Annotated in this window: 22 protein-coding genes; 8 read left to right on the top strand and 14 right to left on the bottom strand. The window is 44.8% G+C overall.

Annotated features, from left to right (window positions below; translation table 11 throughout):
* Positions 1 to 107 precede the first annotated feature (107 nt).
* Positions 108 to 1,727, top strand: coding sequence for an NAD(P)/FAD-dependent oxidoreductase (locus QUA27_RS18675; RefSeq protein WP_333069647.1), 1,620 nt, complete (start codon positions 108 to 110; stop codon positions 1,725 to 1,727).
* A gap of 62 nt (positions 1,728 to 1,789) precedes the next feature.
* On the opposite strand, the gene QUA27_RS18670 is transcribed toward QUA27_RS18675, so the two are convergent.
* Positions 1,790 to 2,341: a 1,2-dihydroxy-3-keto-5-methylthiopentene dioxygenase gene (locus QUA27_RS18670; protein ID WP_333069646.1), complete on the bottom strand. Its 552-nt coding sequence runs from the start codon at positions 2,339 to 2,341 to the stop codon at positions 1,790 to 1,792.
* 320 nt (positions 2,342 to 2,661) lie between these two features.
* On the opposite strand from QUA27_RS18670, the gene QUA27_RS18665 reads away from it, so the two are divergent.
* The 3 genes from QUA27_RS18665 to QUA27_RS18655 all read left to right on the top strand — a co-directional run bounded on the left by QUA27_RS18665 (position 2,662) and on the right by QUA27_RS18655 (position 5,077).
* Positions 2,662 to 3,627, top strand: coding sequence for a M48 family metallopeptidase (locus QUA27_RS18665; RefSeq protein ID WP_333069645.1), 966 nt, complete (start codon positions 2,662 to 2,664; stop codon positions 3,625 to 3,627).
* Between the two features lie 225 nt (positions 3,628 to 3,852).
* Positions 3,853 to 4,278, top strand: a complete 426-nt coding sequence (locus QUA27_RS18660) for a DUF4359 domain-containing protein (protein ID WP_333069643.1) — start codon at positions 3,853 to 3,855, stop codon at positions 4,276 to 4,278.
* A gap of 238 nt (positions 4,279 to 4,516) precedes the next feature.
* Positions 4,517 to 5,077 carry a TerD family protein gene (locus tag QUA27_RS18655; protein ID WP_333069641.1) on the top strand — a complete coding sequence of 187 codons (561 nt, stop codon included), beginning with the start codon at positions 4,517 to 4,519 and terminating at the stop codon, positions 5,075 to 5,077.
* A 91-nt stretch (positions 5,078 to 5,168) separates the two neighbouring features.
* Here QUA27_RS18655 and hpsP read toward each other — a convergent pair whose 3' ends face one another.
* The 9 genes from hpsP to hisH all read right to left on the bottom strand — a co-directional run bounded on the left by hpsP (position 5,169) and on the right by hisH (position 13,991).
* Complete coding sequence (gene hpsP, locus QUA27_RS18650; protein WP_333069639.1) at positions 5,169 to 6,383, bottom strand: hormogonium polysaccharide biosynthesis glycosyltransferase HpsP; 1,215 nt, start codon at positions 6,381 to 6,383, stop codon at positions 5,169 to 5,171.
* A 47-nt stretch (positions 6,384 to 6,430) separates the two neighbouring features.
* Positions 6,431 to 6,610, bottom strand: a complete 180-nt coding sequence (locus QUA27_RS18645) for a hypothetical protein (protein ID WP_190738631.1) — start codon at positions 6,608 to 6,610, stop codon at positions 6,431 to 6,433.
* Positions 6,607 to 6,954, bottom strand: a complete 348-nt coding sequence (locus QUA27_RS18640) for a hypothetical protein (RefSeq protein ID WP_333069637.1) — start codon at positions 6,952 to 6,954, stop codon at positions 6,607 to 6,609. Before QUA27_RS18640 ends, QUA27_RS18645 begins: the two co-directional genes overlap by 4 nt.
* Positions 6,955 to 6,997: 43 nt before the next feature.
* Complete coding sequence (gene hpsO / locus QUA27_RS18635; RefSeq protein ID WP_333069636.1) at positions 6,998 to 8,167, bottom strand: hormogonium polysaccharide biosynthesis glycosyltransferase HpsO; 1,170 nt, start codon at positions 8,165 to 8,167, stop codon at positions 6,998 to 7,000.
* A gap of 20 nt (positions 8,168 to 8,187) precedes the next feature.
* Complete coding sequence (gene hpsN / locus QUA27_RS18630; protein ID WP_333069635.1) at positions 8,188 to 9,162, bottom strand: hormogonium polysaccharide biosynthesis glycosyltransferase HpsN; 975 nt, start codon at positions 9,160 to 9,162, stop codon at positions 8,188 to 8,190.
* A gap of 22 nt (positions 9,163 to 9,184) precedes the next feature.
* Positions 9,185 to 10,810, bottom strand: a complete 1,626-nt coding sequence (locus tag QUA27_RS18625) for a glycosyltransferase family 39 protein (RefSeq protein ID WP_333069633.1) — start codon at positions 10,808 to 10,810, stop codon at positions 9,185 to 9,187.
* Between the two features lie 185 nt (positions 10,811 to 10,995).
* Positions 10,996 to 12,456, bottom strand: coding sequence for a phosphoglucosamine mutase (gene glmM / locus QUA27_RS18620; RefSeq protein ID WP_333069632.1), 1,461 nt, complete (start codon positions 12,454 to 12,456; stop codon positions 10,996 to 10,998).
* A 256-nt stretch (positions 12,457 to 12,712) separates the two neighbouring features.
* Positions 12,713 to 13,255, bottom strand: coding sequence for a 16S rRNA (guanine(966)-N(2))-methyltransferase RsmD (gene rsmD / locus QUA27_RS18615; protein ID WP_333069631.1), 543 nt, complete (start codon positions 13,253 to 13,255; stop codon positions 12,713 to 12,715).
* A 100-nt stretch (positions 13,256 to 13,355) separates the two neighbouring features.
* On the bottom strand, positions 13,356 to 13,991 hold the full coding sequence (gene hisH / locus QUA27_RS18610) for an imidazole glycerol phosphate synthase subunit HisH (RefSeq protein ID WP_333069630.1): 636 nt from the start codon (positions 13,989 to 13,991) through the stop codon (positions 13,356 to 13,358).
* Here hisH and QUA27_RS18605 point away from each other — a divergent pair.
* Positions 13,981 to 14,544, top strand: a complete 564-nt coding sequence (locus QUA27_RS18605; RefSeq protein ID WP_445251525.1) for a pyroglutamyl-peptidase I family protein — start codon at positions 13,981 to 13,983, stop codon at positions 14,542 to 14,544. The genes hisH and QUA27_RS18605 overlap by 11 nt on opposite strands.
* 42 nt (positions 14,545 to 14,586) lie before the next feature.
* Here QUA27_RS18605 and QUA27_RS18600 read toward each other — a convergent pair whose 3' ends face one another.
* Positions 14,587 to 15,069 carry a flavin reductase family protein gene (locus tag QUA27_RS18600; RefSeq protein ID WP_333069629.1) on the bottom strand — a complete coding sequence of 161 codons (483 nt, stop codon included), beginning with the start codon at positions 15,067 to 15,069 and terminating at the stop codon, positions 14,587 to 14,589.
* Between the two features lie 286 nt (positions 15,070 to 15,355).
* Here QUA27_RS18600 and QUA27_RS18595 point away from each other — a divergent pair, with 286 nt between their 5' ends.
* Positions 15,356 to 16,555, top strand: a complete 1,200-nt coding sequence (locus QUA27_RS18595) for a glycosyltransferase family 87 protein (protein WP_333069628.1) — start codon at positions 15,356 to 15,358, stop codon at positions 16,553 to 16,555.
* A gap of 173 nt (positions 16,556 to 16,728) precedes the next feature.
* On the opposite strand, the gene QUA27_RS18590 is transcribed toward QUA27_RS18595, so the two are convergent.
* From QUA27_RS18590 to lgt, 3 genes are all read right to left on the bottom strand, one after another.
* Positions 16,729 to 17,568: a dienelactone hydrolase family protein gene (locus QUA27_RS18590; protein WP_333069627.1), complete on the bottom strand. Its 840-nt coding sequence runs from the start codon at positions 17,566 to 17,568 to the stop codon at positions 16,729 to 16,731.
* 87 nt (positions 17,569 to 17,655) lie between these two features.
* Positions 17,656 to 18,462, bottom strand: coding sequence for a precorrin-4 C(11)-methyltransferase (gene cobM / locus QUA27_RS18585; protein ID WP_333069626.1), 807 nt, complete (start codon positions 18,460 to 18,462; stop codon positions 17,656 to 17,658).
* A gap of 120 nt (positions 18,463 to 18,582) precedes the next feature.
* On the bottom strand, positions 18,583 to 19,476 hold the full coding sequence (gene lgt / locus QUA27_RS18580) for a prolipoprotein diacylglyceryl transferase (RefSeq protein ID WP_333069625.1): 894 nt from the start codon (positions 19,474 to 19,476) through the stop codon (positions 18,583 to 18,585).
* A gap of 420 nt (positions 19,477 to 19,896) precedes the next feature.
* Between lgt and QUA27_RS18575 the strand changes: the two genes are divergently transcribed.
* Together QUA27_RS18575 and rlmN are read left to right on the top strand one after the other, a co-directional pair.
* On the top strand, positions 19,897 to 20,967 hold the full coding sequence (locus QUA27_RS18575; protein WP_333069623.1) for an acyltransferase family protein: 1,071 nt from the start codon (positions 19,897 to 19,899) through the stop codon (positions 20,965 to 20,967).
* Positions 20,968 to 21,079: 112 nt separating this feature from the next.
* Entirely contained in the window at positions 21,080 to 22,195 is a 1,116-nt protein-coding gene (gene rlmN, locus QUA27_RS18570) for a dual-specificity RNA methyltransferase RlmN (protein ID WP_333069622.1), read from the top strand.
* Positions 22,196 to 22,250 lie beyond the last annotated feature (55 nt).

The raw sequence follows: 22,250 nt of genomic DNA, 5'->3' as shown, positions 1-22,250 counted from the left end.
GATCGACCGAGGACGATCGCCCATAGGATGTCCGGTTAAATAGTTATAATACTTCTGTTCGGGATTTTTATTCTTCCTTCTTCCTTCTTCCTTCTTCCTTCCACTATATGTTACGAATAACCGAAATAAAACTCCCCCTCGATCATCCTGAAGATGCGATCGCCAGTGCCATTATCAAAAAGCTGCAAATTCCCCCCGAAGAATTGCTCGGCTATTCCATCTTCAAGCGCAGCTATGATGCTCGTAAAAAAGCAGAAATCCTCCTTGTCTATATTGTGGATGTAGAAACGACACAGGAAAAGCAACTTCTCCAACGCTTCAAAAAAGATCCTCATGTGATGGTAACACCAGACACGAGTTATCGGTATGTAGCCAAAGCCCCCAGCAATTTGACGATTCGCCCCATTGTGATTGGTACAGGGCCGTGCGGTATGTTTGCAGGTCTGATGCTGGCACAAATGGGGTTTCGCCCTATCCTTTTAGAACGCGGAAAAGCAGTGCGCGATCGCACAGTTGACACCTTTGGATTTTGGAAGAAGAAAGCAGAATTTAACCCGGAATCTAACGCTCAGTTTGGCGAAGGTGGTGCGGGTACTTTTTCGGATGGCAAGCTCTACAGCCAAGTTAAAGATCCTCAACATTATGGACGCAAGGTGCTGACGGAACTTGTGAATGCGGGAGCTTCACCAGAAATTTTATATATTAATAAACCGCATATTGGCACGTTCAAACTGGTGGGAATTGTCCAAAGCCTACGCGCCCAAATTGAATCATTAGGCGGAGAAATTCGGTTTCAAACTCGTGTGGAAGATATCCACATCGAAAATGGAAAAGTGCAGGGACTTACCCTTGCCAGTGGAGAATATATTGCTAGTAATTATATAGTTCTGGCGGTGGGACACAGCGCCCGCGATACTTTTGAAATGTTGTTTTCGCGCGGGGTTTACATTGAGCCTAAACCTTTTTCCATTGGTTTTCGGGTGGAACATCCCCAAACTATCATCGATCGCTGTCGTTTTGGCGATCGGGCCGGCCATAAACTTTTGGGTGCCGCCGATTACAAACTGGTTCACCATTGCCAAAACGGCCGTTCTGTATATAGTTTCTGTATGTGTCCCGGTGGTTTGGTAGTGGCGGCTGCGTCAGAACCCGGGCGAGTTGTCACTAATGGGATGAGTCAATATTCTCGCAATGAACGCAATGCTAACAGCGGGATTGTGGTAGGTATCACGCCGCAGGATTATCCGGGTCATCCCTTAGCCGGAATTGAGTTTCAGCGTCGCTTAGAAGAACGGGCATTTGAGTTAGGAGGTGGCACTTATAACGCCCCTGGGCAGCTTGTGGGTGATTTTTTGGCGAATCGCTCTTCCACGGCGCTAGGCAGTGTGCACCCGTCTTATACGCCGGGAGTTGTGATGACTGATTTGAGCGAAAGTTTGCCAGATTATGCGATCGCAGCTATCCGCGAAGCACTTCCGGCTTTTGACAAACAGATTAAAGGATTTGCGATGGATGATGCGGTTTTGACTGGGGTGGAAACGCGCACTTCTTCACCAATTCGGATTAAACGCAAGGAAGATTATCAGAGTTTGAATACAGAAGGTCTTTATCCTGCTGGGGAAGGGGCAGGATATGCGGGTGGAATTCTGTCGGCGGGGATTGATGGGATTAAAGTGGCGGAGGCGGTTGCTTTGAGTATTTTGCAATCTTCAAACCACAAAATTTAAGGCGGGATTTGAGGATTTTTAGATGATTTGAAGATTGCCGTTAACCGTCAACTGTCAACTGTTCAAACAGCAGCTAAACGCGATCGAATTTCCGTATCGGTATACTCAGGCGTCCAACCTTCTTTAGTGGTAAAATAGCGCACAGCTTTAACTTTCCGGGCTGCTGTCAAATAAAACCAGTGTTCTGTATTCGCCGGCACGTTGATAAATTCTTCCGGCTGCACTGTGAGTTCGACTTGGCTGCCGTCGGGCCGCACGAAGCCGAAAATGCCCTCGCCTGCTACGATATAGCGGACTTCATCATCGGCGTGGATGTGGCACTTGTTGAATTTGGACAGCATGGTGTCGAGGTTGGGAATGTCTGGGTGCAGTACAATTAAGTCGCGATCCTGATAGCCTGCACTTTCCAACAACTGTTGAAAGTAGCCGTCGAGGGCTTGCAGCACTTGCTCTTTTTGATTGTCGTCAAGAGCATCTTTAGCTAACAAATTTTGAAGTTCAGCGCTGTCACCCACGGGCCAGCGGTTGAGTTGAATGTTTAAGGAAGCGAGTTCTCGGGTAATGTCGCTTTGTTGAGTGTAGGTTGTACCGTTTTCGAGTCGCAGGATAGCCATTTTTGCACGTTCCAATTTTTGGGTGAGGCGATACACAGGCACTGTGAAAGATGTTTGTCGATCGCGTCTTTGGCAGAATCACAATTTTAACGTTAATTTTAACAGCACTTACAGGGGAGTCCAGAAACCGAGTTTTTTTACGCAATACTTCGTTACACACCGTAAATTCGCTAAAAAACCAGGTTTCTGGGATGGGAGTGCGTCTAGGACTGATGAACAGTTCAACATTTGTCAAGATAAGATTGATAAGTCAGGCGCCAGCTAGCACCCGCAGCGCTCGGCAACACTGAGATATTTTAGATGTAATTTTTGCAACTACCATGCCTACTTATACTGGAATTTCTAGCGAAGCATTTCAGCATCCCCTCGATCGCCAAGCTGAGGAAGCGCTGCGAAGCGTGCCTGGATTTGACTTAATTGCCAGCAAATTTGTAGAATTTGTCTACGAACGACCGCAATTCGTTTACCTAATGGGAAATAGCATTCAAGTCGGACCACGCCAATATGCCAGCATTTATCATATATTTCGGGAGTGCGTGCAGGCTTTAGATATTTTTCCAGAACCGGGTTTGTTTGTTTCTCAGAATCCCTCAGTTAACAGCTATGCCCTGGGAAAAAACCAGCCTTATGTAGTGTTAAACACTGGTCTTTTAGACTTGTTGGACGAGGCAGAACTGCGGGTAGTCTTGGCTCACGAGTTGGGACACATTAAATGCGGCCATCCAACTTTAAATCAAATGGCGATGTGGGCGATGAGCGTCGCATCGACAATTGGCGAGATGACTTTCGGTTTGGGAAATATGGTCGGTAGCGGTTTAATTTTCGCTTTTTACGAGTGGCGGCGCAAGGCTGAATTGTCGGCAGATCGGGCGGCTTTGTTGGTGACGGATGACTTGAACAGTGTGATGAAGACGATGATGCAACTGGCGGGGGTTAGCAGTAAATATGCTGACCAATGCAGTTTGCAAGAATTTATCCGCCAGTCTGACAAATATCAAGAGCTCGATCGAGACAATCTCAACCAAGTGTATAAATTTTTACTTTACAATGGCGGCCAAGGCGTGATGCTGAGTCACCCTTTCCCGGTGGAACGGCTGAGGTATTTGCGAGACTGGGCAAGTTCCGAGGAATACCGCCAAATTAAGCTGGGGAACTACAAGCGGGCTGTAGCTGAGGGTGCGGTTGATGTGAAGTCCCAAACGCCTAACAGCGAGACGGAGGCTTTGCGCCGTCAGATTGAAGAGTTGCAGCGGGAGATCGAGAGGCAAAAATCAAAGCGAAACTAAGTTTAAATTCCTCGTCCCCAGGCTGTGCCTGGGAACCAGCTAAATGTTTTGTTGAAGATTTACCGGATTTGAGGGAGGGGGAAACGTAAAAGGAAGGTAAACCAGTGAGAGACTTACTCGCAACTGAGCTCCAATCTAAAAACTGTCCCCTCCTTTCGGAAATCTGTTTCTGAGGAGGTGTAGTTTAAATCAAGAGAAGCTTATAAATCAACAGGGGTAAAAAAAATGAATATTGATAACGCAATGAATACTAACAAGCCAACTTCTAATTTTTTCGGCAATGTGGGAAAAGTCGCGATCGCTCTGACTCTTCTAGCCGCCGGCATGGCATTTACAAATCCTGGGAGAGACAAATACCTCACTTATGCTTCCGGCGTACTCCAAACCGAGTTGGAAAGCACTGTGTGCAAAGATTCTCGCGTGCCGAAAGCTTTGAGCGGCATTACAGATACTTTAATCGGCAGTTGCAAGAATTTGCTGACTTCGCAGCGGGACACGATCGAAAGCTTGCTCGACAATACAACGCAGCGTCAAAATTTAGGTGTTGTCAGTATTTACACAACTGAATTAGGTAAAAAAAGCTATCAAACGGTTGGAGCTTTTGGTAATTTTGTGACGCTGCCACCTAGTTCTGAAAATGCTCAAAATTAGACTCAAATTAAGTTCAATTGTTGAAACCGGGTTTGGTAGAAAGCCCGGTTTTTGCTTACGTAATTCTCTCTCAGTAAATCTCAATAACTTCGGAGAGCAGCAGCACATATTTTTAATGAGACTCGCTACGCTATTAGAGACAAAATATTAAGTTTTCTTAAAGAATAAAAGTTATTATCCCACTTAATATTAACATGAACGTTATAAAGTTTGAGGTTTAACAAATAAGCAGATGGCAATGCAATTAAGTAAGGGTGAAAGATTTAATATCTCTCAAGAAGCGCCCGGTTTAAAAAAAATGGCGATCGCCCTCGGTTGGCAGGTGACAGAGGCAGGACAAAGCTACGAGATTGATGTCTCTGCCTTTATGCTAGATGCTGACGGCAAAATACCTAACGATAAATATTTGATATTTTACAATAATCTGCAATCCGGTGACAGTTCGGTACTGCAAGTGATTCGGGATAAAAACAACCGAAATCAAGAGAATAAAACGATTTACGGCATTATCTTAAAAAGAGTTAATCCTGAAATTGAGGAAGTAACTTTTGTTGTCACTATTCACGAAGCAGAAAAAATTAATGCAAATTTTAGCAATATAAAAAATGCTTTTATCAAGATTTACAATTTGGATACAGAAAACGAACTTGTTCGTTATGAATTAAAAGAGAATTTTTCGCGAGAGACTGCTGTAGAATTTGGTCGCTTGTATAGAAAGAATGGAGAGTGGAGATTTCAGGCGGTAGGAGCAGGATATCAGGCAGGATTGCAGAGTTTCGTTGATAAGTATTGCAGCTAAAATAGCAGCGTTGAGAAAATCTCACCTGCCTGATAACAGCGGCACAATAACTTGCAGCAGGCTAAGAAACAGGAGGTAAACCGCTGTGCCATTAGTTAGTAGACGACAAAATCTGCTGGTAAGCATCGATGGTTTGCTGGGCGATCGCCTCCCAGTTATAATGCTTTTTGGCATACTCTTTGCCGTTCAATCCCCGCCGTTGGCGCTCCTGTGGATTCAGAAGTGCTGATTTAATTGAATTGGCGATCGCCCCTACTTCCAAAGGCCCCACCCAACCAGCTTCTGCTTGCTGTATGTCTTCCGCAATATGTATGCGATCGGAAATGGCGACAGGTACACCCGCAGCCATCGCTTCTGCTACAGCAATGCCAAAGTTTTCGTAATAAGAAGGCAATACAAATAAGTCGGCTTTTGTCAACAGTTTAACTTTTAAATCACCGCTCACAAAACCAGTTATTGTTGTATATTTTGCTAAGCTTGAATAGTGTATTTTACTTTTAATTTGTGTTTCATAATCAGCATCCTGGGGATTTGACCCAGCTAAAATAAAGTGAAACTCTATGCCTGATGCCAAAATACTTTCTAATGCTGTAATTAACAAATCAAGCCCTTTTTTAGGTTCAATTCGCGACATAAATAAGATGATTGGCACTTGAGATTCCCGCAATCTCTGAGGAAACAGACCTGCTGTCACCCCCAATGGAATAACCACATCTCGTGGCACGGGCATCTTGCCTGTGAAGTCCAAATCCCGTGGCACAGGCATCTTGCCTGTGCAGTTCAAACCAAATCTTTCTGAGATTTTAGCTTCTTCTTTACTTGTGAAGTGAATTGCGGCCGCCCCTGCTAAATTAGGGCGTTCTAAAAGCGTGGCATAAATCTGTTTCAAGCGCTTTTTTTTCTGCAAATCGGCGGGGTCAAGCATACCGCAGGGACGCATAATATATGGCAACTTGTGATATCTAGCAATTGTAGCAGCGAGGGTAGTTACTGGTGAGAAAAGAGCGTGAATGTGAGCCAGGTCAAATTCTCGCGCATTTTGATTTAACCACTGCAATAAATTCAGAGAAAACTTATATCTACGAAACGGAGAACAGCGGAAATAAATAATTTGATAACCGTTTTGTTTTATTGGTTGATTTAAGGGGACATCTAAGGGATTCTGACCGATATCTCCGTTAGAATCTGTGGTGATAATCGTCACATCAATGTTTTTGGCCGCGAGGGCCGCAGAAAGTCCGAGTACCATTTGACTCGGCCCGCCGTAGACGAGGGAAATGGAGGGGATAATTTGGAGAATTCGCATGGGGGATAGTTCTTTCAATCAAAATATCAACATCTCCCATGACAAATTTAATTATCTGGAAAAGGCTGCCCGTCTAGCTGTTCAGCTTCCTCTCTCTTTGTCGCTGTAATTTGGGTATTGTGAGCCATTGTCTTGGAAAATTCATACATTTCACTGGCTTTGGCTTCCGCAGCTTTCACAATTTCAAGGATTTCCAGGAGTTGGCTTTCATCTGGTAATTGTTTCATGGCAATGCTTCTAATCTCTCAATTACTTTGTCTATCATAATTCTCGCTTCAGGAGCCATACGTAGCAATGCTGCTAAATAATCTCCTGCTTTTTGAACATCTTCATCGGGCACACCAGCCATCAACACATTACCCACTATGTGCTCGGCTTGTAAGCGAACACCTGATACGCAGAATTGAAAATTACTGATCGAAGAAAAGTATTGCATCAGTATTTCATTTTCTGGAAAAAGAGACATTGCTCTTCTAAGTGCAAAAAGTCCCTGCGTTGCTTGGCGTTCTGTCTCGTGTAGTACCTGGTAGAGTTCGTCAACCAAAGAGCGTATGTCGGAAGGAATAGACATTTACTACAGCTTTTATTTAACACTTGTATTATACTGCTAAAAGTTACAACAATTCTTTGTAAAATTCCAATAAGTGCTCAGCTAAAGCTTGATTGGTATAATTGCTCATCGCTCTATGATAACCCCGATCGCCCAAATCTGCGACTAACTGCCGTTGCTCCATCAATTGCTGCAAACACTCGCGCAAAACCCCTGCATTTCCCTCGGGGAATATTAACCCCGCATCGCCGATCACGTGGGGAATTTCCCCGCAGTCGGAACCGATAACCGGAATTTGACAGGCCATCGCTTCAATTAAAACGTGACCGAATTGTTCTTTCCAGCCCACAGTGGTCAAAGTTTTGAATTTATAGCTGGTTTGCGAGGGCAATACCAAACAGTTCATTAAGTTAATGTAGGGGGGAATCTCTTCGTGGGAAACGCTTTCTACCCAGATTATTCGATCGCTGATTCCCCATTCAATACATTTTTCGGCGAGGTACGTCCGCAATTTTCCTTGTCCTACTAACAGCCACTTCCAAGGGATTTTTTTCAACCCTGCCAAGGCCTCAGCTAAAGTTAACAGTCCTTTTTCTTCGACAAACCTCCCTACAAACCCTACCACAAAATCGGTCGGTGCAATGCCGAACCTGCCGGATAAATCAGCGTCTTTACCAGTGCGGCGAAACAAAGTTTCATCTACTCCGAGTTGTGGCATTACTTTTACCGAACCTTGATAGCCCCGCTGCCGCAAAATTTTTGCTCCATCTAAGTTGCCTGCAATAATTCCGTTGGTGTGATGAAGATTGTAATTTTCTAAAATTGAAACAGGCCAATTCAATTGATAAGGCAGATTCCACCAGGTAAACAATATATTTTTTGCCTTTAATTTAAGCAGTTTATTTAATAAAATTAATTGAGCGCAAGCAAGGGATTTTGAACCTTGTTCAACTTGGATGATCTGGGGTCTAAAGTTTTGCAAAACTTTAATTAAATCACAACCAAAGCTTAGCAATCCTTGATTGTTTTGACTAAAGTTGGAGACAGGGATTACTTTAAAGGAACCCTTTTGATAAAATTCCGTTTCTATAATTTTATTTTGAACCCCTCCGGGTTTCCAACGCTGCGGCACTACAACTGTTACTTCAATATCGGGTTCTAGGTTGGCTAATATCTTGAATTTTTCCCGGTTAATGTCCACAATATAGGTGTGACTGGCAACGAGAATTCTCATTTAGGGGAAGGAATAGGGAATTATTGAGCGTTAATATTGTCTTGATGGCTGTAAATTTGTCCATCATTCCACAGAGATTGAATTACTGTATTTATAGCACTGAGAAAACCCAAGATATAAAAAGCAAATCTAGTTATAATTTTAATGGGCGAGTGGCTTTTATAACAAGGCGGATTTCCCAAAACGTGGCAGTCAAAGAGTTTGGCAAAAAATCGCAGGCATTGAAAAGCTGTTAAATTTTTCAATCCCATTAGAAAGTGATTGTGATAGAATGTGATTTGATATTCGATCGATCGCGTGCTGACATCGTGACACCCGCCGCTCTCTTCCCCCAAGTGAACTAAACAGGCATTGGGATCGTACCAAATTTTCAGGCCAGTCGATCGCAATCTCAAACAAAAATCCGACTCCTCGCGCACCGCACTCCCTGTAAACCGCTCATCAAACCTCAGCCCCCACTCGGCAAAAACCTGCCGGCGAAATGACATATTGCAGCCTCTAGCCGAGAGCACCTGCTGCGGTTTTACTGTATGCACCAAATCGATAAAATACCAGGCAATGCCCGCATCCATCGCTTCTGAGGGCAAATATTCGATCGCCAAATCGCCTCCACAATTGTCCAGTTTCATTCTGTCAAAAACCCTGCCCGCCACACATCCTACATCTGGTTTTTCTAAATAGTTGTCAGCATGAGCAGCCAAAAAACCCTCTGGCAATTGTACATCATCATCAATAAATAAAATAATCTCTCCAACTGCGCGCCGGACTGCATAATTTCGAGCAGCAGGCAAACTCGCCCAATCTACCCGAAACCACCGAATTTTGCCAGCATTTGCCAATTCCTCTAAATAAACTTGAGTTTCTGATTCGTGGGTGCGAGTTTGATCAATTACCAGAACTTCAAAATTCGGGTAGTTTTGCCGAATGGCATCAGCCAATGTCTCTCGCAGAGGTTGCTCGCGGTTGTAGGTGGGGATCACAACAGAAATCATCATTTATTTGCAGTTGCCGCCTTCATTATTTCTCTACACGCCAAAGCCAGACATCGCCGGGTTTGTAAATTGGTGTGATTTGATATTTTTGCACTTTTTCTAGTTCAAATTTTAATGCTGCTGTAGCTCGGTAGAGAAATACATCGCTAAAACCATCAGGAATTTTAACTTGATAGGGTTTAACTGCCAGCAAAAGCTTTACTTGCGACTTCAGCAGATAGCTGACAGACAGTATTTTTCCTGTGATGTTGTTGCCTCCGTGACTGATTACTAAAGGTTTTTTCGCTTGATTGACAATCGTGGCTACTTGGGGATTGTATTTAGTGCTAGAAGGGTATTTGTTCCACCAAAGTTGTGACTGTGAGCTGACGGCACAAGAAATTATTCCACTCGATATTAGTGCTATAAAACCTAGCTGCCACAGTTTTTGTTGGCGGGGATTGGGGGTGACTGTAATTTTAGCGGTGAATAAGTAGGCAACAGCTATCTGGATTGCTAAAATATAGGGAACTAGATAGCGATCGGCAACGCCTCGCACTGCTATCAATACTATCGCTGTAATTCCGATCGCTGTCAATACAAACAGCGCAACTCGTTTGGGAGTTGAGCGGCAGAGCGAGTATAGTGAATGTGCGATCGCTAACAGTAATACGGCTACTACAATCAGTCTGATTAAATTTGTAGCAAGACCGCTTGCACCCAATTTGATAATTCCGCCCGCCCAATGCGTGTCAATAAACATTCGGCAGGTCAGGATAATTAAAGGTTGAAGTGAAGACATCAAAGGCAGGGAAAAGCGGGAGAAACCTACTGTTGCCTCAATTTTTTCCGAGTTATAAAGTAATATCCAAATCCAAGGAGCAAAAAACATTATTGCTGCCAATGAAGCTAGTAAATAAGCAATTAATGTTTTGCTAAAACTCCAATTTTCGGTGATAATTACATAGGTGGCGTGGGCGCATAGTACTAAAAAAAATAATAAACTAGAATAGAGTCCGAAAGTAAGGGCGATCGCATAAATAAACCAAACAGCCTTACTCAATTTAGATATGCTGGGAGAATTTTGTAAGGCGATCGCCCGCAGCAGAATTGCATTCGACAGCAAAACCAAGACTGCAAACATCATGTAGGGTCTTGCCTCTTGCGCGTACAAGACGTGAAAGGGTGAAACAGCAACGATTGTAACAGCCATCCATCCCACAGACGCAGAGCGAAATAATTCCCAGCACAGCCAATAAATGCTGGGAAAAACTAACAAACTAATCAAAGCTGAAAGACTTCTGACAGTCGCCACTTGCGGGCCGAACAACTGCACCCAAAATTGGGCTAAAATAAAATACAGCGGCGACAGTTGAGGTTCTTCTGTAGCTAAACCTTTAACAGTATCCAACCAAGTTTTTTCGGCATTTATCTGCTGGTATTTCCGCTGCAAATCTGCGACGCTAATTATTTTGCCTTGAAAATCTTGCTGCACCATTTCCGTCCAAGTGTAGCCAGAAATTCGCAGCGAGGTGATAGATTCGTCGAACGAGTAGACTTTGCGATCCAGATTACTAAAGCGAAACCATATCCCCGTTATTAATATGACGACAATTAAAAATTTTAACGAAATTCGATGCAGCCGCCCATTTTGAATTGATTTGGTGTTCATACAATCAGAAATGGGGAAATGAAGAAAGAAGGATTTAGTTATTTAGAACAGAGGGAATAAGCAAGAGGGAATAAAGAATGAGAAATTAGTTTCAATAGCCCCTATATTTATCTAAGAGGCTTCTTCCTTCTTCCTTCTTCCTTCTTCCTTCTTCCTTCTTCCTTCAGATTAATTCCCCATTTCCATCAGATAGCTATGTGTTGCTGAACGGCTAAAACTAAATTTTCAGTCCAGAAATTAGCCAATTCGGCGCTGGCAGCTTCCACCATAACTCGAATTAGCGGTTCAGTGCCAGAAGCGCGCACCAAAACCCGTCCCTGTTCGCCCATTGCTGTTGTAGCACGTTCGATCGCCTTTTGCATTGCCTCGCACTCCTGCCATTTCAGGCGTTTTTCGCGATCGTCCACCCGAATATTTCGCAGCAACTGCGGATAAGTTTGGAAACTGCCACTTACCAATTGTGCCAAAGATTGCCCGGACTGGCGCACCAGCGAAGCCAAATGCAAAGCTGTCAGCAAACCGTCGCCGCTGACACCATAATGCGGACAAAGAATATGTCCCGACTGTTCGCCGCCCAACATCGCACCGGTGCGCTGCATTTCAGCATGAACGTACTGATCTCCGACGTTGGTTCTAGTTAGTTTGCCGCCCAATTCTTCCCAAGCTCGCTCGAAGCCGAGGTTAGCCATTACAGTAGAAATAATTAAATTGGATGGTAACTGTTGGGAGTCGCGCAACTGCCGGCCCCACAGATAAAGAATGTAATCGCCGTCAATCGTTCGACCTTGGTTGTCAACACACAAAACTCGATCGGCATCGCCGTCAAAAGCAAAGCCCAAATCAGCATTGTGTTCCAAAACCGCCGCTTGCAAACTGTCGAGATGAGTAGAACCGCAGTTAACATTAATGCGAGATCCATCAGGAGAGTCGTGCAAACAGATAACCTCCGCCCCCATTTGCGCGAACACCGCCGGACCCAAACCCGCGGCCGCCCCCCAAGCCAAATCCAAAACTATCCGCATCCCCTCCAAATTCATCTTTTGCAGCGAATCACAGAGCGAAGTGGCATAATCTTTAACCAACTCAGAGCGATGGTAGTGGTGTCCCCAAGCCAAGCTAGCAACCGGAACCTTTGCCCCCCGGATTCCCGCTTCGATTTGTTCCTGCAACTGCTGCGACAGCTTGGAGCCGTTTGAGCCGAAAAACTTAATGCCGTTGTCTTCTGGGGGATTGTGAGAAGCCGAAATCATCACTCCGCCGACCGACTCCGAAACGCTTGCCAGATAAGCAACGCAGGGAGTGGGACACAATCCCAAATTCCACACTTCTAAACCGGCGGCCGTCAAACCCGCTGACAGTGCCATTGCCAGCATATCGCTGGAATTCCTGCTGTCTTGCCCCAAAATCACAGGCCCCTGGTTGGGGGTATTTTGGCGTAGAACTTGTCCAGCCCAGAAGCCCACTTGCAAGGCTAGGGGTGCATTCAGCAATTCTCCAACTTTCCCGCGAATGCCGTCTGTGCCGAAGAGTTTGGTATTTGGCAGGGAGAGGCTATTTCCCAGCAGAATCGTATCCAGTTTGGCTGGCTGTACCGAGTTAACAGCCGGAAACTCGCTGCCACGAGGGCGCGAAGGTGTCTGAACCATATTCACTCCTTTAGGAATATTCACACTCACACTTTGGGTTCATGTTACAACTGAAAGTCTTTATTTTCAGCGTAAACTCCATTTATTTCGTCGATTGCTCAAGCAACTTGCTGTGACAACCTACGCACAAAGCTTAACTTCATCGGAAAAATTTGTATTGTACCCAAGGAAAAAACTTGGACTCCCGGGCGCGCCAACGCCATGAAACCCGGTTTCTTTTTGCGTCGAGTAGTGACGCTGCTGCTGTTTGAGCCTGTCAGCAACTGCGTGTGTAGAAGGTTAATGCTGTATTGCCGTATATTTTCTGGCGGCAAATTTCTAGACCGGAAATCGGTTGTGCCGATCGCTCCGGGCTGTGTTCGATCGCGATTTCGCCGTTTGGTGCTAGCATTTCTTGGCTGGCGATCGTGTTTAACACAGGTTCGTACAAGTCGCTGGCGTAGGGCGGATCGAAGTAAATGCGATCGAACTGCTGCCCCGCTAATGTCGCCAATTTCGCCGTCGCGTTTCCCCGCAGTATTTGGAATGTTTGGGACGAGTCTGCTACTTGCTCCCAGTTTTCGCGGATAATCGCACAAGCTTTCGCCGACTGTTCGATGCCGGTGACACTCGCGGCTTGCCGACACAAAGCTTCTGCACCCATCGAACCACTGCCGGTACAAATGTCAAGCCATCTGCAATCTGCGATCGTCCCTTGCCAAATATTAAATAAAGCTTCTCTGACTCGCGAAGGTGTAGGGCGAGTGGCGAGTCCCGGCAGGGTTTTGATTTGGCGATTGCCACAGATTCTCAGGCTCATTTAGGAAGAAAGAAGAGGAAAGAAGGAAGAAGGAAGAAGACTTTTAAAAATGTCAAACCCGGTTTCGGCAATCTACCGGGTTTTTCAATATTCATGCCACCTAAGCAGGTACTTTTTCCCTCACGAGACTGACAAAATTTGACAGCATTTGCAATCCCGTACTCGAAGACTTTTCCGGGTGAAATTGCACGGCCATCAAATTGTCTTTAGCTATAGCCGCCGTCACGTTTTGACTGCCGTGACTCACCATTGCCGATCGCACTTCCCAATCAACTGGATCGACATAATAAGAATGCACGAAATAAACCCAAGGATCGGACGGTAAATTTTGCCACAGCGGGCAATTCTGCTGAGTAAATTGCAACTGATTCCATCCCATGTGGGGAATTGTCAAACCCGGTTCCGACCGAAATCGGCGCACTTTTCCCGCAATAACGCCCAATCCCGGTTCTACACCTTCTTCGGAACTTTCCAACAGAATTTGCATACCCAAACAAATGCCTAAAAAAGGTTTTCGCGAGGCGATCGCCCTTTTTATCGGTTCTATCAAATTGCGCGATCGTAAATTCTGCATTGCCGGGTCAAACGAACCAACTCCCGGCAAAACCACCGCATCAGCCTGCTCGATTATAGCAGGAGAATCTGTAATTTTTGGCACTGCACCCACATTTTCCAAGCCTTTACAGACTGAGTGCAGATTCCCCATGTCATAGTCTACTACTGCAATGACAGACATTGACTTACTTGCCTTATATTATCAATATCAGTATTATTGCACAAATATGACGGCGAAAATCCTGCTAACCTCATTTGATACTTGGCTTCCCCATCAGCAATCCAACTCTTCGGACGACTTATTAGCCAAGATTTCCCAAATCAAATCTTTGCCTGATTCCCTGACTTTTTTGAGGAAATTGCCAGTAGATTTTCAGCTAGCACCTAATTTAGCGATCGCCAAAATCAACCAACTTCAACCCGATACTATTATCTGCTGTGGCATGGCCGAAAGCCGGCAAAAGTTAACCGTAGAATCCTGCGCTTGTTGCGAGAGCGACATTATGAAAACAACAGTTAATCTCAAACCGCTAGTCGCTGATTTAGCTACAACAGAAATCAGTCACGAAGCGGGAAAATTTGTTTGCGAAGCTCTATATTATGCAGTTTTAAAACACCTTGCAGATTCTCAACTTAGCACCAAATGTATTTTCGTACACGTACCAATTTTGACAGAAGAAAATGCCGACAAAATTGTCGCCGATTTTTTATTAATTTTAACTCGCCTCCCTTAACAACTGACAACTGACAACTGCCAGTTGCCAATTGCCAACTCTTTAGCCGCCGTAATTCCAACCCGTGCTTTCTAGCAGCAACGGATTGCCTTCTCGGTGGACGCCTGCGGCCACAACTTCTCCCACATAAACCGTGTGATCCCCGTGTTCCACAGAACCGACAACTTTGCACTCGACGTAACCCAGAGAATCCGAGATAATCGGACAACCAGTTTCCGCGCCGGGATAAAATTCTACATCCTCAAATTTATTGCCAACGCGGCGCTGCTGCTTGAAGAATTTCTGGGCTAACTCTTTTTGCCCTGCTTCTAGGAAACTCAAAGCAAAGACACCGCTGGCTTTGATCATGCCGTGGGATTTGGAGTCTTGCTTGACGCAGTTAACAACTAAGGGAGGGGTAAAGGAAGATTGCATCACCCAGCTAGCGGTGAAACCGTTGACTTCCTCCCCGTCTTTGACACCGCAGATGTACAATCCGTGAGGGATTTTCCGCAAGATGGTTTTTTTAGCTTGTTCGTCTAGCACGGGCTTACCTGTTCGATCGATAATTCTACACCGCCCAGTTTACCAATGTCGGGCCCACAAACCCAACTGTCTTAAGGGCGATCCCGATACCGAAACTGTTGAGATTGCCAATATTGTTTTTTTCGATACCAAATCTTCTGCTTCCCCCAACATTTATTTTTATTAACTTAAATTAAGTTGCTCGGATTTGTTGGCAACTAACTATATGCTGTGTTAAAACTTTAGCCATTAATATTGCAATCTCAAAGTAGTCCCTCAATTCGTTAATAAAATCGGAGATAATTCGATGACAGAATCGTTTAAGCGGAACTTTGGTTTAGGTCTTTTAGCCGTCAGTATATTATCTCTAATTTGTTTCGGTATAATAGGGATTGGCAGAGACGGTCAACTCAATGCTGATGGTGGCGTCCTTTACGCTGCTGGACGTGCTTGGCTTAAGGGTTTCAATCCCTACAACCACGATTTCCTCGTTCAAAGTGTAGCAGGAATAAAGGAAATTGACGGCCTGGAAAATGCCGCTTTCTTTTATCCTCCTTCATCAGCCGCATTGTGTATGTTTGTCGGTCTGTTCGATTACTCCGTTGCCAAATTCGTCTGGGTCTTACTCAACTTGCTGTCAATCGCAGCTATTATTGCGATGACAGTTCGCACCATCAACCAACATCAAAATAATAGTGAAAATCAACTCGGCATTTGGGTAATCAGTGCGATGATTATTGGCAACCCATTCACAGCCCACGTTGTCTGGATGGGTCAAACTTCTTTGATAGCTTTTGCTGCGACAATGGGTGCTTGGTTCTTCAGCCAACGGCAAAAATTTGTATTAGCAGGAATCTGTTTGGGTGTAGCCAGCTTTAAACCGCAACTATGCTTATTGCTCGGTATTTGGTTTTTGCTAGAACGCAACTGGAAAATACTAGCTGTAGCCTTCGCAACTGTTACAATTATGAGCGCTTACCCATTGGTGCTGTACGGCGGGCCCGTTGGGATGCTGGCAGCGTGGCATCAAGGAATTCAAGACAGCTATAGCTCTTTGCCTTTCAATCAACCGGGGTTTCAAGATAAAGTTGGTATGGAAAGTCTTTTTGCTTCTTTAGGCTTGAAGATACCGGCTATCAAGATTGTGGCAGTAATTTTAGCGGTTCTGCTGTGGGTGTTCCGCAATAGAATTAATCGAGAAGATATCTTGGCTGTGCTGATGGGTATATCCTTCACATTTCTCGGATATACTCACGTTTACGATTATGTAGGTTTGTTCCCGATTCTGACATCGCTGTGGCTGTACTGTAGCAATAACCGCAATGCTTTGCTCACCAGTATTGCTTTAGTTTTTCTGCTCTTTTTTCCGAGACGTATATTTTTAGCAGCGGGTCTGCCTTTTTTGATTCACTGGAGAACAATTGTTGTTTTGATGCTGGTAGCTGGTGTTCTTGCATTCAGCATGAAAGCTAAATCTCGTCAAGGATTTCAGCAAGAAATGGCTTGATTTTCGCAGAGTTGCCAGGGGCAGAAATTATCATAAGGGGCGCTTGCCTCATAAACCCGGTTGATACGAAAACATCCTGGTTGGGCGCCTAAATATCTACGAATAAACCGGGTTTATGAACTTCAAAACTCATCGAGAGGCGAAGGGGTGTGAAGAACGAAAAAATCTCAAAACTATTGTGCAACTCCGTGCTTCTTAAACCAATCTTGCATCAGTTTCCAAGCATCCTTAGCTTCTTTTTCCCGGTAAGTGGGGCGATAGTCGGCGTTAAAACCGTGCGGCGCATCTGGATAAAGCACAATTTCGGAACCGCTGCTGCCAGTTTTGAGAACTTCCCGCATTTTCTCGACTGTATCCTTGGGAATTGACTCGTCTTTGCCACCGTAAAGCCCCAATACAGGCACTTTCAAAGTTGCTGCAATGTCGATCGGCTGTTTGGGAGTTAAATCTGTAGAATTGCCCACCAAACGCCCGTACCAAGCCGCGCCAGCTTTGACTTTGGGGTTGTGGGAAGAGTACAGCCAAACAATTCTGCCACCCCAGCAAAATCCAGTAATTCCCAACTTATTAGTATTGCCTTTTCCGGACTTTTGTGCCCACTCTACGGTAGCATCTAAATCCGACATAACTTGAGCGTCGGGAACTTTCGAGACAACTTTACTAATAATTTCTTGGATGTCGGTAATTTTAGAAACATCACCTTCACGGGCAAACATTTCTGGGGCGATCGCTAAATAACCTAATTTGCCAAAACGGCGGCAAATATCTTGAATGTGTGCGTGAACTCCGAAGATTTCTTGAATTACTAAAATTACTGGAAAATTGCTGCCACTGGCTGGCATGGCTCTGTATGCTGGAATTGAGCCGTCTTTTACAGGAATTTTTACCTCACCTGCTATTAAACCAGCAGCATCCGTATTGATAACGGCAGCCGCAATAGGATGAACTGCTAAGGCAAATCCGGCGCTTAATGCGGTGACGGTGATAAATTGTCTGCGAGTTAAATCAGTCATGGCGATTTTAGATTTTAGATTGGGGAATTGGGAATTGGGAATTGCTCGTTTTTCCCTCTTTCTTTTTCGTGACATTCGTTACATCGGTTAGACAATCGGTTGCCGAACTTCCTTCGAGGGTCTAAAAAGCCGATCGTGCTCTGGATGGTACAAGCGCGATCGCCCTTCTGCTGATTTTCCCAAGGCCGGACTAATAACATACATTGTCGTTCTGATCAAATTATTTTCGCGCGTAGCAACTGCCATTTTGTCAAGGGGAACTAGCACAATTTTTTCATCCGGCCAACCCAACCGATAACAAATCCCTACAGGCAAATCCGATGGGTAATGTTCCATCAATTTAGCTTGAGCCTGTTCGACATGGCGGGCACTCAAATACAGGCACAAACTCGCTTGATGAGCCGCTAAACTCGCTAATTCTTCGCGTTCCGGTACTTCGGTTCTGCCGCTAATTCGCGTCAAAATAATTGTCTGCACAACTCCTGGAACTGTCAACTCTATTTTAAGTTTAGCCGCTGCAAGTTGGAAAGCGCTAATTCCCGGAATTACCTCAAAAGCAATTCCCTCGGAAGCCAAAGCTTGCATTTGTTCGCCGACGGCCCCGTAGAGACAGGGATCGCCGGAATGGAGGCGGACGACGCTTTTCCCCTCGCGCACTCGTTCCACCATCAAAGGTACAATCTCTTCGAGGGTCTTATCCGCAGTTTGGATCACTTCAGCATCGGCGCGCACCCCCTGCAAAATTTGCTCTGGAACTAACGAATCAGCAAACAATATGACATCCGCTGCAGCCAGTAATTTTTGAGCTTTAACAGTCAACAAATCCGGATCTCCCGGGCCTGCACCTACAATGTATACCCCTGGAATTAGGGCTTCAATCTCTGTCAAACTCATTGCTGCTAAAAAATTTGCTAAATTTACGGACTCTTCCGGATGTACCTATTTTAGTTGGAAGTAAGAGATGGTAGATGCACCCTGGTTTTGAACCCTAGAGACTAACCTCTCTGGGGTTTTTTATTGATCCTCTGGCAATTTCTGAGTGATATTTGCCCGATCGCTATTGGGGGAGACAACATCAGGTAAAGGTCGATCGAGCAAATAAAGCCAAGTTAACCCACCCAACCCTAAAACAATCCCAGTCAAGCTTACCATTTGTGCTGTCCGCAGCGGCCCGAACATCAAACTATCAGTCCGCAACCCTTCAATCCAGACTCGACCGGAACTGTAAGCTGCGATATAAACCAAAAATAAAGCACCAGTTTTCAAGCGAATTTTGCCCTGCAAATCGCGGAAAAACAAAGTCAGAAGTAACCCAAATACTGTCAAATTCCACAGGGATTCGTAGAGAAATGTGGGGTGGAAGTATTCAAAATTAGCGTAGGCGGGCGGGCGGCTGTTTGGGGGAATATAAAGTTTCCAGGGCAAATCCGTAGGACTGCCAAAAGCTTCCGAGTTAAAGAAATTTCCCCAGCGTCCGATCGCCTGACCGAGAATGGCCGAAGGTGCGATTAAATCTGCCAATTGCCAAAAAGAAACTCGCTGGATTTTCGCAAAAATTAAAGCTGCGATCGTGCCACCCAAAATTGCCCCGTGAATGGCAATTCCGCCTTTCCAAATCGCAATAATATCCTCTGGCCTCTGGGCGTATTGCTGCCACTCGAAAGCTACGTAATAAATTCGAGCACAGGGAATAGCGCCCAGAACCAGCCAAATTGCCAAATCGCCCAGCAATTCCGGGTTAACGCGGCGTTTTTGGGCCAAGTATTGGGACAGACTCACCCCAATCAAGACGGCAGAAGCTATCAACAGCCCGTACCAGCGAATGGCTAGGGGGCCGAGTTGAAAGATAATCGGGCCTGGCGATGTAAATTGAAACGCTAAGGGCAGCGCAAGAATATTTAGCACCATAAAAGTTGCATTAATTGTGATCGAAAGCAGTGAAATTTTGCATACCCTTTAACAAACTACAGAGTTTATTTTAAGTGGCTGCGGTCCTTTATACGCAATTTTTGGGGAATTTTGCCAAAAATTAACTTTGTTGTCAAGATTTGTGTTATTGCCACCTTGTTGACGTGGCACGACGGACTCAAAGGCTATACTCAGAATCACAGAATTACCTTGAAATGCGTCCAGGAATATACAGCAGGTTGCAGGTTTATGAAGTACACCCGCTTATCGATAAATTCCCGTCGGGACAAGGCACTGCAGTCTCCATACTGCACTTCATAAACCGGGGATACGCTGTAAGCATCAGTGAGGCTTGACATAAAAAAACTATGGGTGTTAGTATTCACGCATCAAAAAAAAAATATTCTTTTAAAAAAGATTATGACACAATCCAAATTTTACATTCCTTCCTTGGACGGAATTAGGACGATTGCTTTTCTCATTGTCTTTTTATCTCATGCAGGGGGCGAGAAGATTTTCCCTGGACCCTTTGGTGTAACAGTGTTTTTCTTTTTAAGCGGATATTTGATCACAACTTTGCTGAGACGTGAATATGAACAAAACCAATTCATTAATTTAAAACATTTTTATTTACGACGTATTCTGCGAATTTGGCCTGGGTTTTATCTAGTCTTATTCGTAGGAGCTATCTTGACATTGACAGGTGTACTTGAAGGAGAAATTAAACTGCCACCTTTTTTAAGCCAGGCTCTCCATTATTATAACTATTATACAACTTTTTTTGTTGATGGTGGCGCAGTAGCTCCTGGTAGTGGTGTATATTGGTCTCTGGCGGTGGAGGAACACTTCTACTGTCTTTTCCCTTTTCTCTACATAAGTTTACTCAAAATGCGTGTGAGCCCCCAAAGGCAAATGTTAATTATTTGGGGAATTTGCTTAGCTATTCTACTTTGGAGATGTTTTCTAGTGTTTGGCAGGGGAGTAGATGAAAATAGCATCATTTTTTTATCTGATACCAGAATAGATAGTATATTGTTTGGCTGCGCATTAGCGGTCAATGGCAACCCAGTATTAGATCCTCCCTATGGCTCTGATAGACTGTGGAAGTATTTCGTACTACCAGCCGGAATTACTGTAATTATTTTGTCGTTTATATGTGATTCTAGTGAATTTGAAAGTACAGTGCGTTACACTATTCAAGGTATTGCACTATATGGTCTTTTTATTGCTGCTATCCGTTTTCCCGATTGGGGAGTATTTCAAATTCTCAATTGGAATTGGATGCGGTTTATTGGTTTGCTTTCATACTCGCTTTATTTAGTACACCATACTGTAATTAACGCTGTTGAGCTTTATTTACCTCAAATTTATGTGGTTTTGCAAGGAGCGATAAGTATGCTGATTTCCCTTATATTAGCCTATGCAATATATAGGTATATAGAGCGGCCATGCGGAAAGCTACGCAAGCAGTTGTCATCCTCATCAAGTTAAGTGCCAGAAAATATTTACCACGCCTATTTGAGCCAATTTCTTCACAGATAGACGGCTGTTTTGGTCAAGAAGTTTTAGTATAGAGAGTGACCGTAAATTTTTGCTATGACCTATGTCTCCTACTTCCGTTTCTCAGGTGTACTCTTCTGGTAATTCCAAGGGTGCGAATCAGTCTCGCAAGACTGCTGCTTTGGCTGTTGAGTCGGGTAAAATTCCGCCCTTGCTGGGGGCGAGTTTAGCTGAGTTAACGGAGTGGGTGCAGCAGCAGGGACAACCGGCTTATCGCGGAAAGCAGTTGTACCAGTGGATTTATGAGAAAGGTGCGCGATCGATCTCTGACATTTCTGTATTCTCGAAACAGTGGCGCGAGACTGTTGCTAAAATTCCGATGGGGCGATCGACCATTCACTATCGATCGGTCGCACCAGACGCCACGGTAAAGTATCTCTTAAAATTGGCAGACGGTCAAATCATTGAAACAGTCGGCATTCCCACAGAAAAACGACTGACTGTGTGCGTCTCAGCCCAAGTTGGCTGCGCGATGGGCTGCGACTTTTGCGCTACCGGAAAAGGCGGTTTCAAGCGCAATTTAGAAAAACACGAAATCGTCGATCAAGTCTTGACAGTACAGCAAGATTTCGGCCGCAGAGTCAGCCACATCGTATTTATGGGAATGGGCGAACCCCTACTGAATTTCGATAATGTTGTAGCTGCTGTCAAGTGTTTGAATCAAGACGTAGGAATTGGACAGCGAAATATCACCATTTCCACAGTAGGAATTCGCAATCGCATCAGCCAACTAGCCGAACATCAACTGCAAGTTACCCTCGCCGTCAGCCTCCACGCTTCCAATCAAAGATTGCGCGAAGAGTTAATTCCCAGCGCCCGCCCTTATCCTTTGGGTGAGTTAATTGCAGAATGTCGGGAATATGTGCGATCGACTGGACGCAGATTGAGTTTTGAATACGTACTTTTAGCAGGTGTGAATGATTTGCCGGAACACGCAGCGGAGTTAGCAACTCACTTGCGCGGTTTTCAGTGTCACGTCAATTTGATTCCTTACAATCCGATTCAGGAAGCTGAATATAAGCGACCGACTCCCAATCGAATTAACAGTTTTGTGGCGGTTTTGAAGGAAAAGAAAATTGCAGTTAGCGTGCGCTATTCTCGCGGCTTGGAAGCAGATGCCGCCTGCGGACAACTGCGGGCCTCCGAGGTTGAAAAATAGATTTTCTACCGATAAACAATCTTGTAGGGTGCGTCCGAGTGCGTGATTTCATCAA

This window comes from Microcoleus harperi Pol14_C6, from assembly GCF_036701295.1.
Classification (GTDB): Bacteria; Cyanobacteriota; Cyanobacteriia; order Cyanobacteriales; family Microcoleaceae; genus Microcoleus.
This window is presented reverse-complemented; position numbering and strand designations above follow the sequence as displayed.

Coding starts and splice junctions, on each gene's coding strand:
- QUA27_RS18675 (WP_333069647.1), top strand. CDS start 108: ATGTTACGAATAACCGAAATAAAACTCCCCCTCGATCATCCTGAAGAT.
- QUA27_RS18670 (WP_333069646.1), bottom strand. CDS start 2,341: ATGGCTATCCTGCGACTCGAAAACGGTACAACCTACACTCAACAAAGC.
- QUA27_RS18665 (WP_333069645.1), top strand. CDS start 2,662: ATGCCTACTTATACTGGAATTTCTAGCGAAGCATTTCAGCATCCCCTC.
- QUA27_RS18660 (WP_333069643.1), top strand. CDS start 3,853: ATGAATATTGATAACGCAATGAATACTAACAAGCCAACTTCTAATTTT.
- QUA27_RS18655 (WP_333069641.1), top strand. CDS start 4,517: ATGCAATTAAGTAAGGGTGAAAGATTTAATATCTCTCAAGAAGCGCCC.
- hpsP (WP_333069639.1), bottom strand. CDS start 6,383: ATGCGAATTCTCCAAATTATCCCCTCCATTTCCCTCGTCTACGGCGGG.
- QUA27_RS18645 (WP_190738631.1), bottom strand. CDS start 6,610: ATGAAACAATTACCAGATGAAAGCCAACTCCTGGAAATCCTTGAAATT.
- QUA27_RS18640 (WP_333069637.1), bottom strand. CDS start 6,954: ATGTCTATTCCTTCCGACATACGCTCTTTGGTTGACGAACTCTACCAG.
- hpsO (WP_333069636.1), bottom strand. CDS start 8,167: ATGAGAATTCTCGTTGCCAGTCACACCTATATTGTGGACATTAACCGG.
- hpsN (WP_333069635.1), bottom strand. CDS start 9,162: ATGATGATTTCTGTTGTGATCCCCACCTACAACCGCGAGCAACCTCTG.
- QUA27_RS18625 (WP_333069633.1), bottom strand. CDS start 10,810: ATGAACACCAAATCAATTCAAAATGGGCGGCTGCATCGAATTTCGTTA.
- glmM (WP_333069632.1), bottom strand. CDS start 12,456: ATGGTTCAGACACCTTCGCGCCCTCGTGGCAGCGAGTTTCCGGCTGTT.
- rsmD (WP_333069631.1), bottom strand. CDS start 13,255: ATGAGCCTGAGAATCTGTGGCAATCGCCAAATCAAAACCCTGCCGGGA.
- QUA27_RS18605 (WP_445251525.1), top strand. CDS start 13,981: ATGACAGACATTGACTTACTTGCCTTATATTATCAATATCAGTATTAT.
- hisH (WP_333069630.1), bottom strand. CDS start 13,991: ATGTCTGTCATTGCAGTAGTAGACTATGACATGGGGAATCTGCACTCA.
- QUA27_RS18595 (WP_333069628.1), top strand. CDS start 15,356: ATGACAGAATCGTTTAAGCGGAACTTTGGTTTAGGTCTTTTAGCCGTC.
- QUA27_RS18590 (WP_333069627.1), bottom strand. CDS start 17,568: ATGACTGATTTAACTCGCAGACAATTTATCACCGTCACCGCATTAAGC.
- cobM (WP_333069626.1), bottom strand. CDS start 18,462: ATGAGTTTGACAGAGATTGAAGCCCTAATTCCAGGGGTATACATTGTA.
- lgt (WP_333069625.1), bottom strand. CDS start 19,476: ATGGTGCTAAATATTCTTGCGCTGCCCTTAGCGTTTCAATTTACATCG.
- QUA27_RS18575 (WP_333069623.1), top strand. CDS start 19,897: ATGACACAATCCAAATTTTACATTCCTTCCTTGGACGGAATTAGGACG.
- rlmN (WP_333069622.1), top strand. CDS start 21,080: ATGTCTCCTACTTCCGTTTCTCAGGTGTACTCTTCTGGTAATTCCAAG.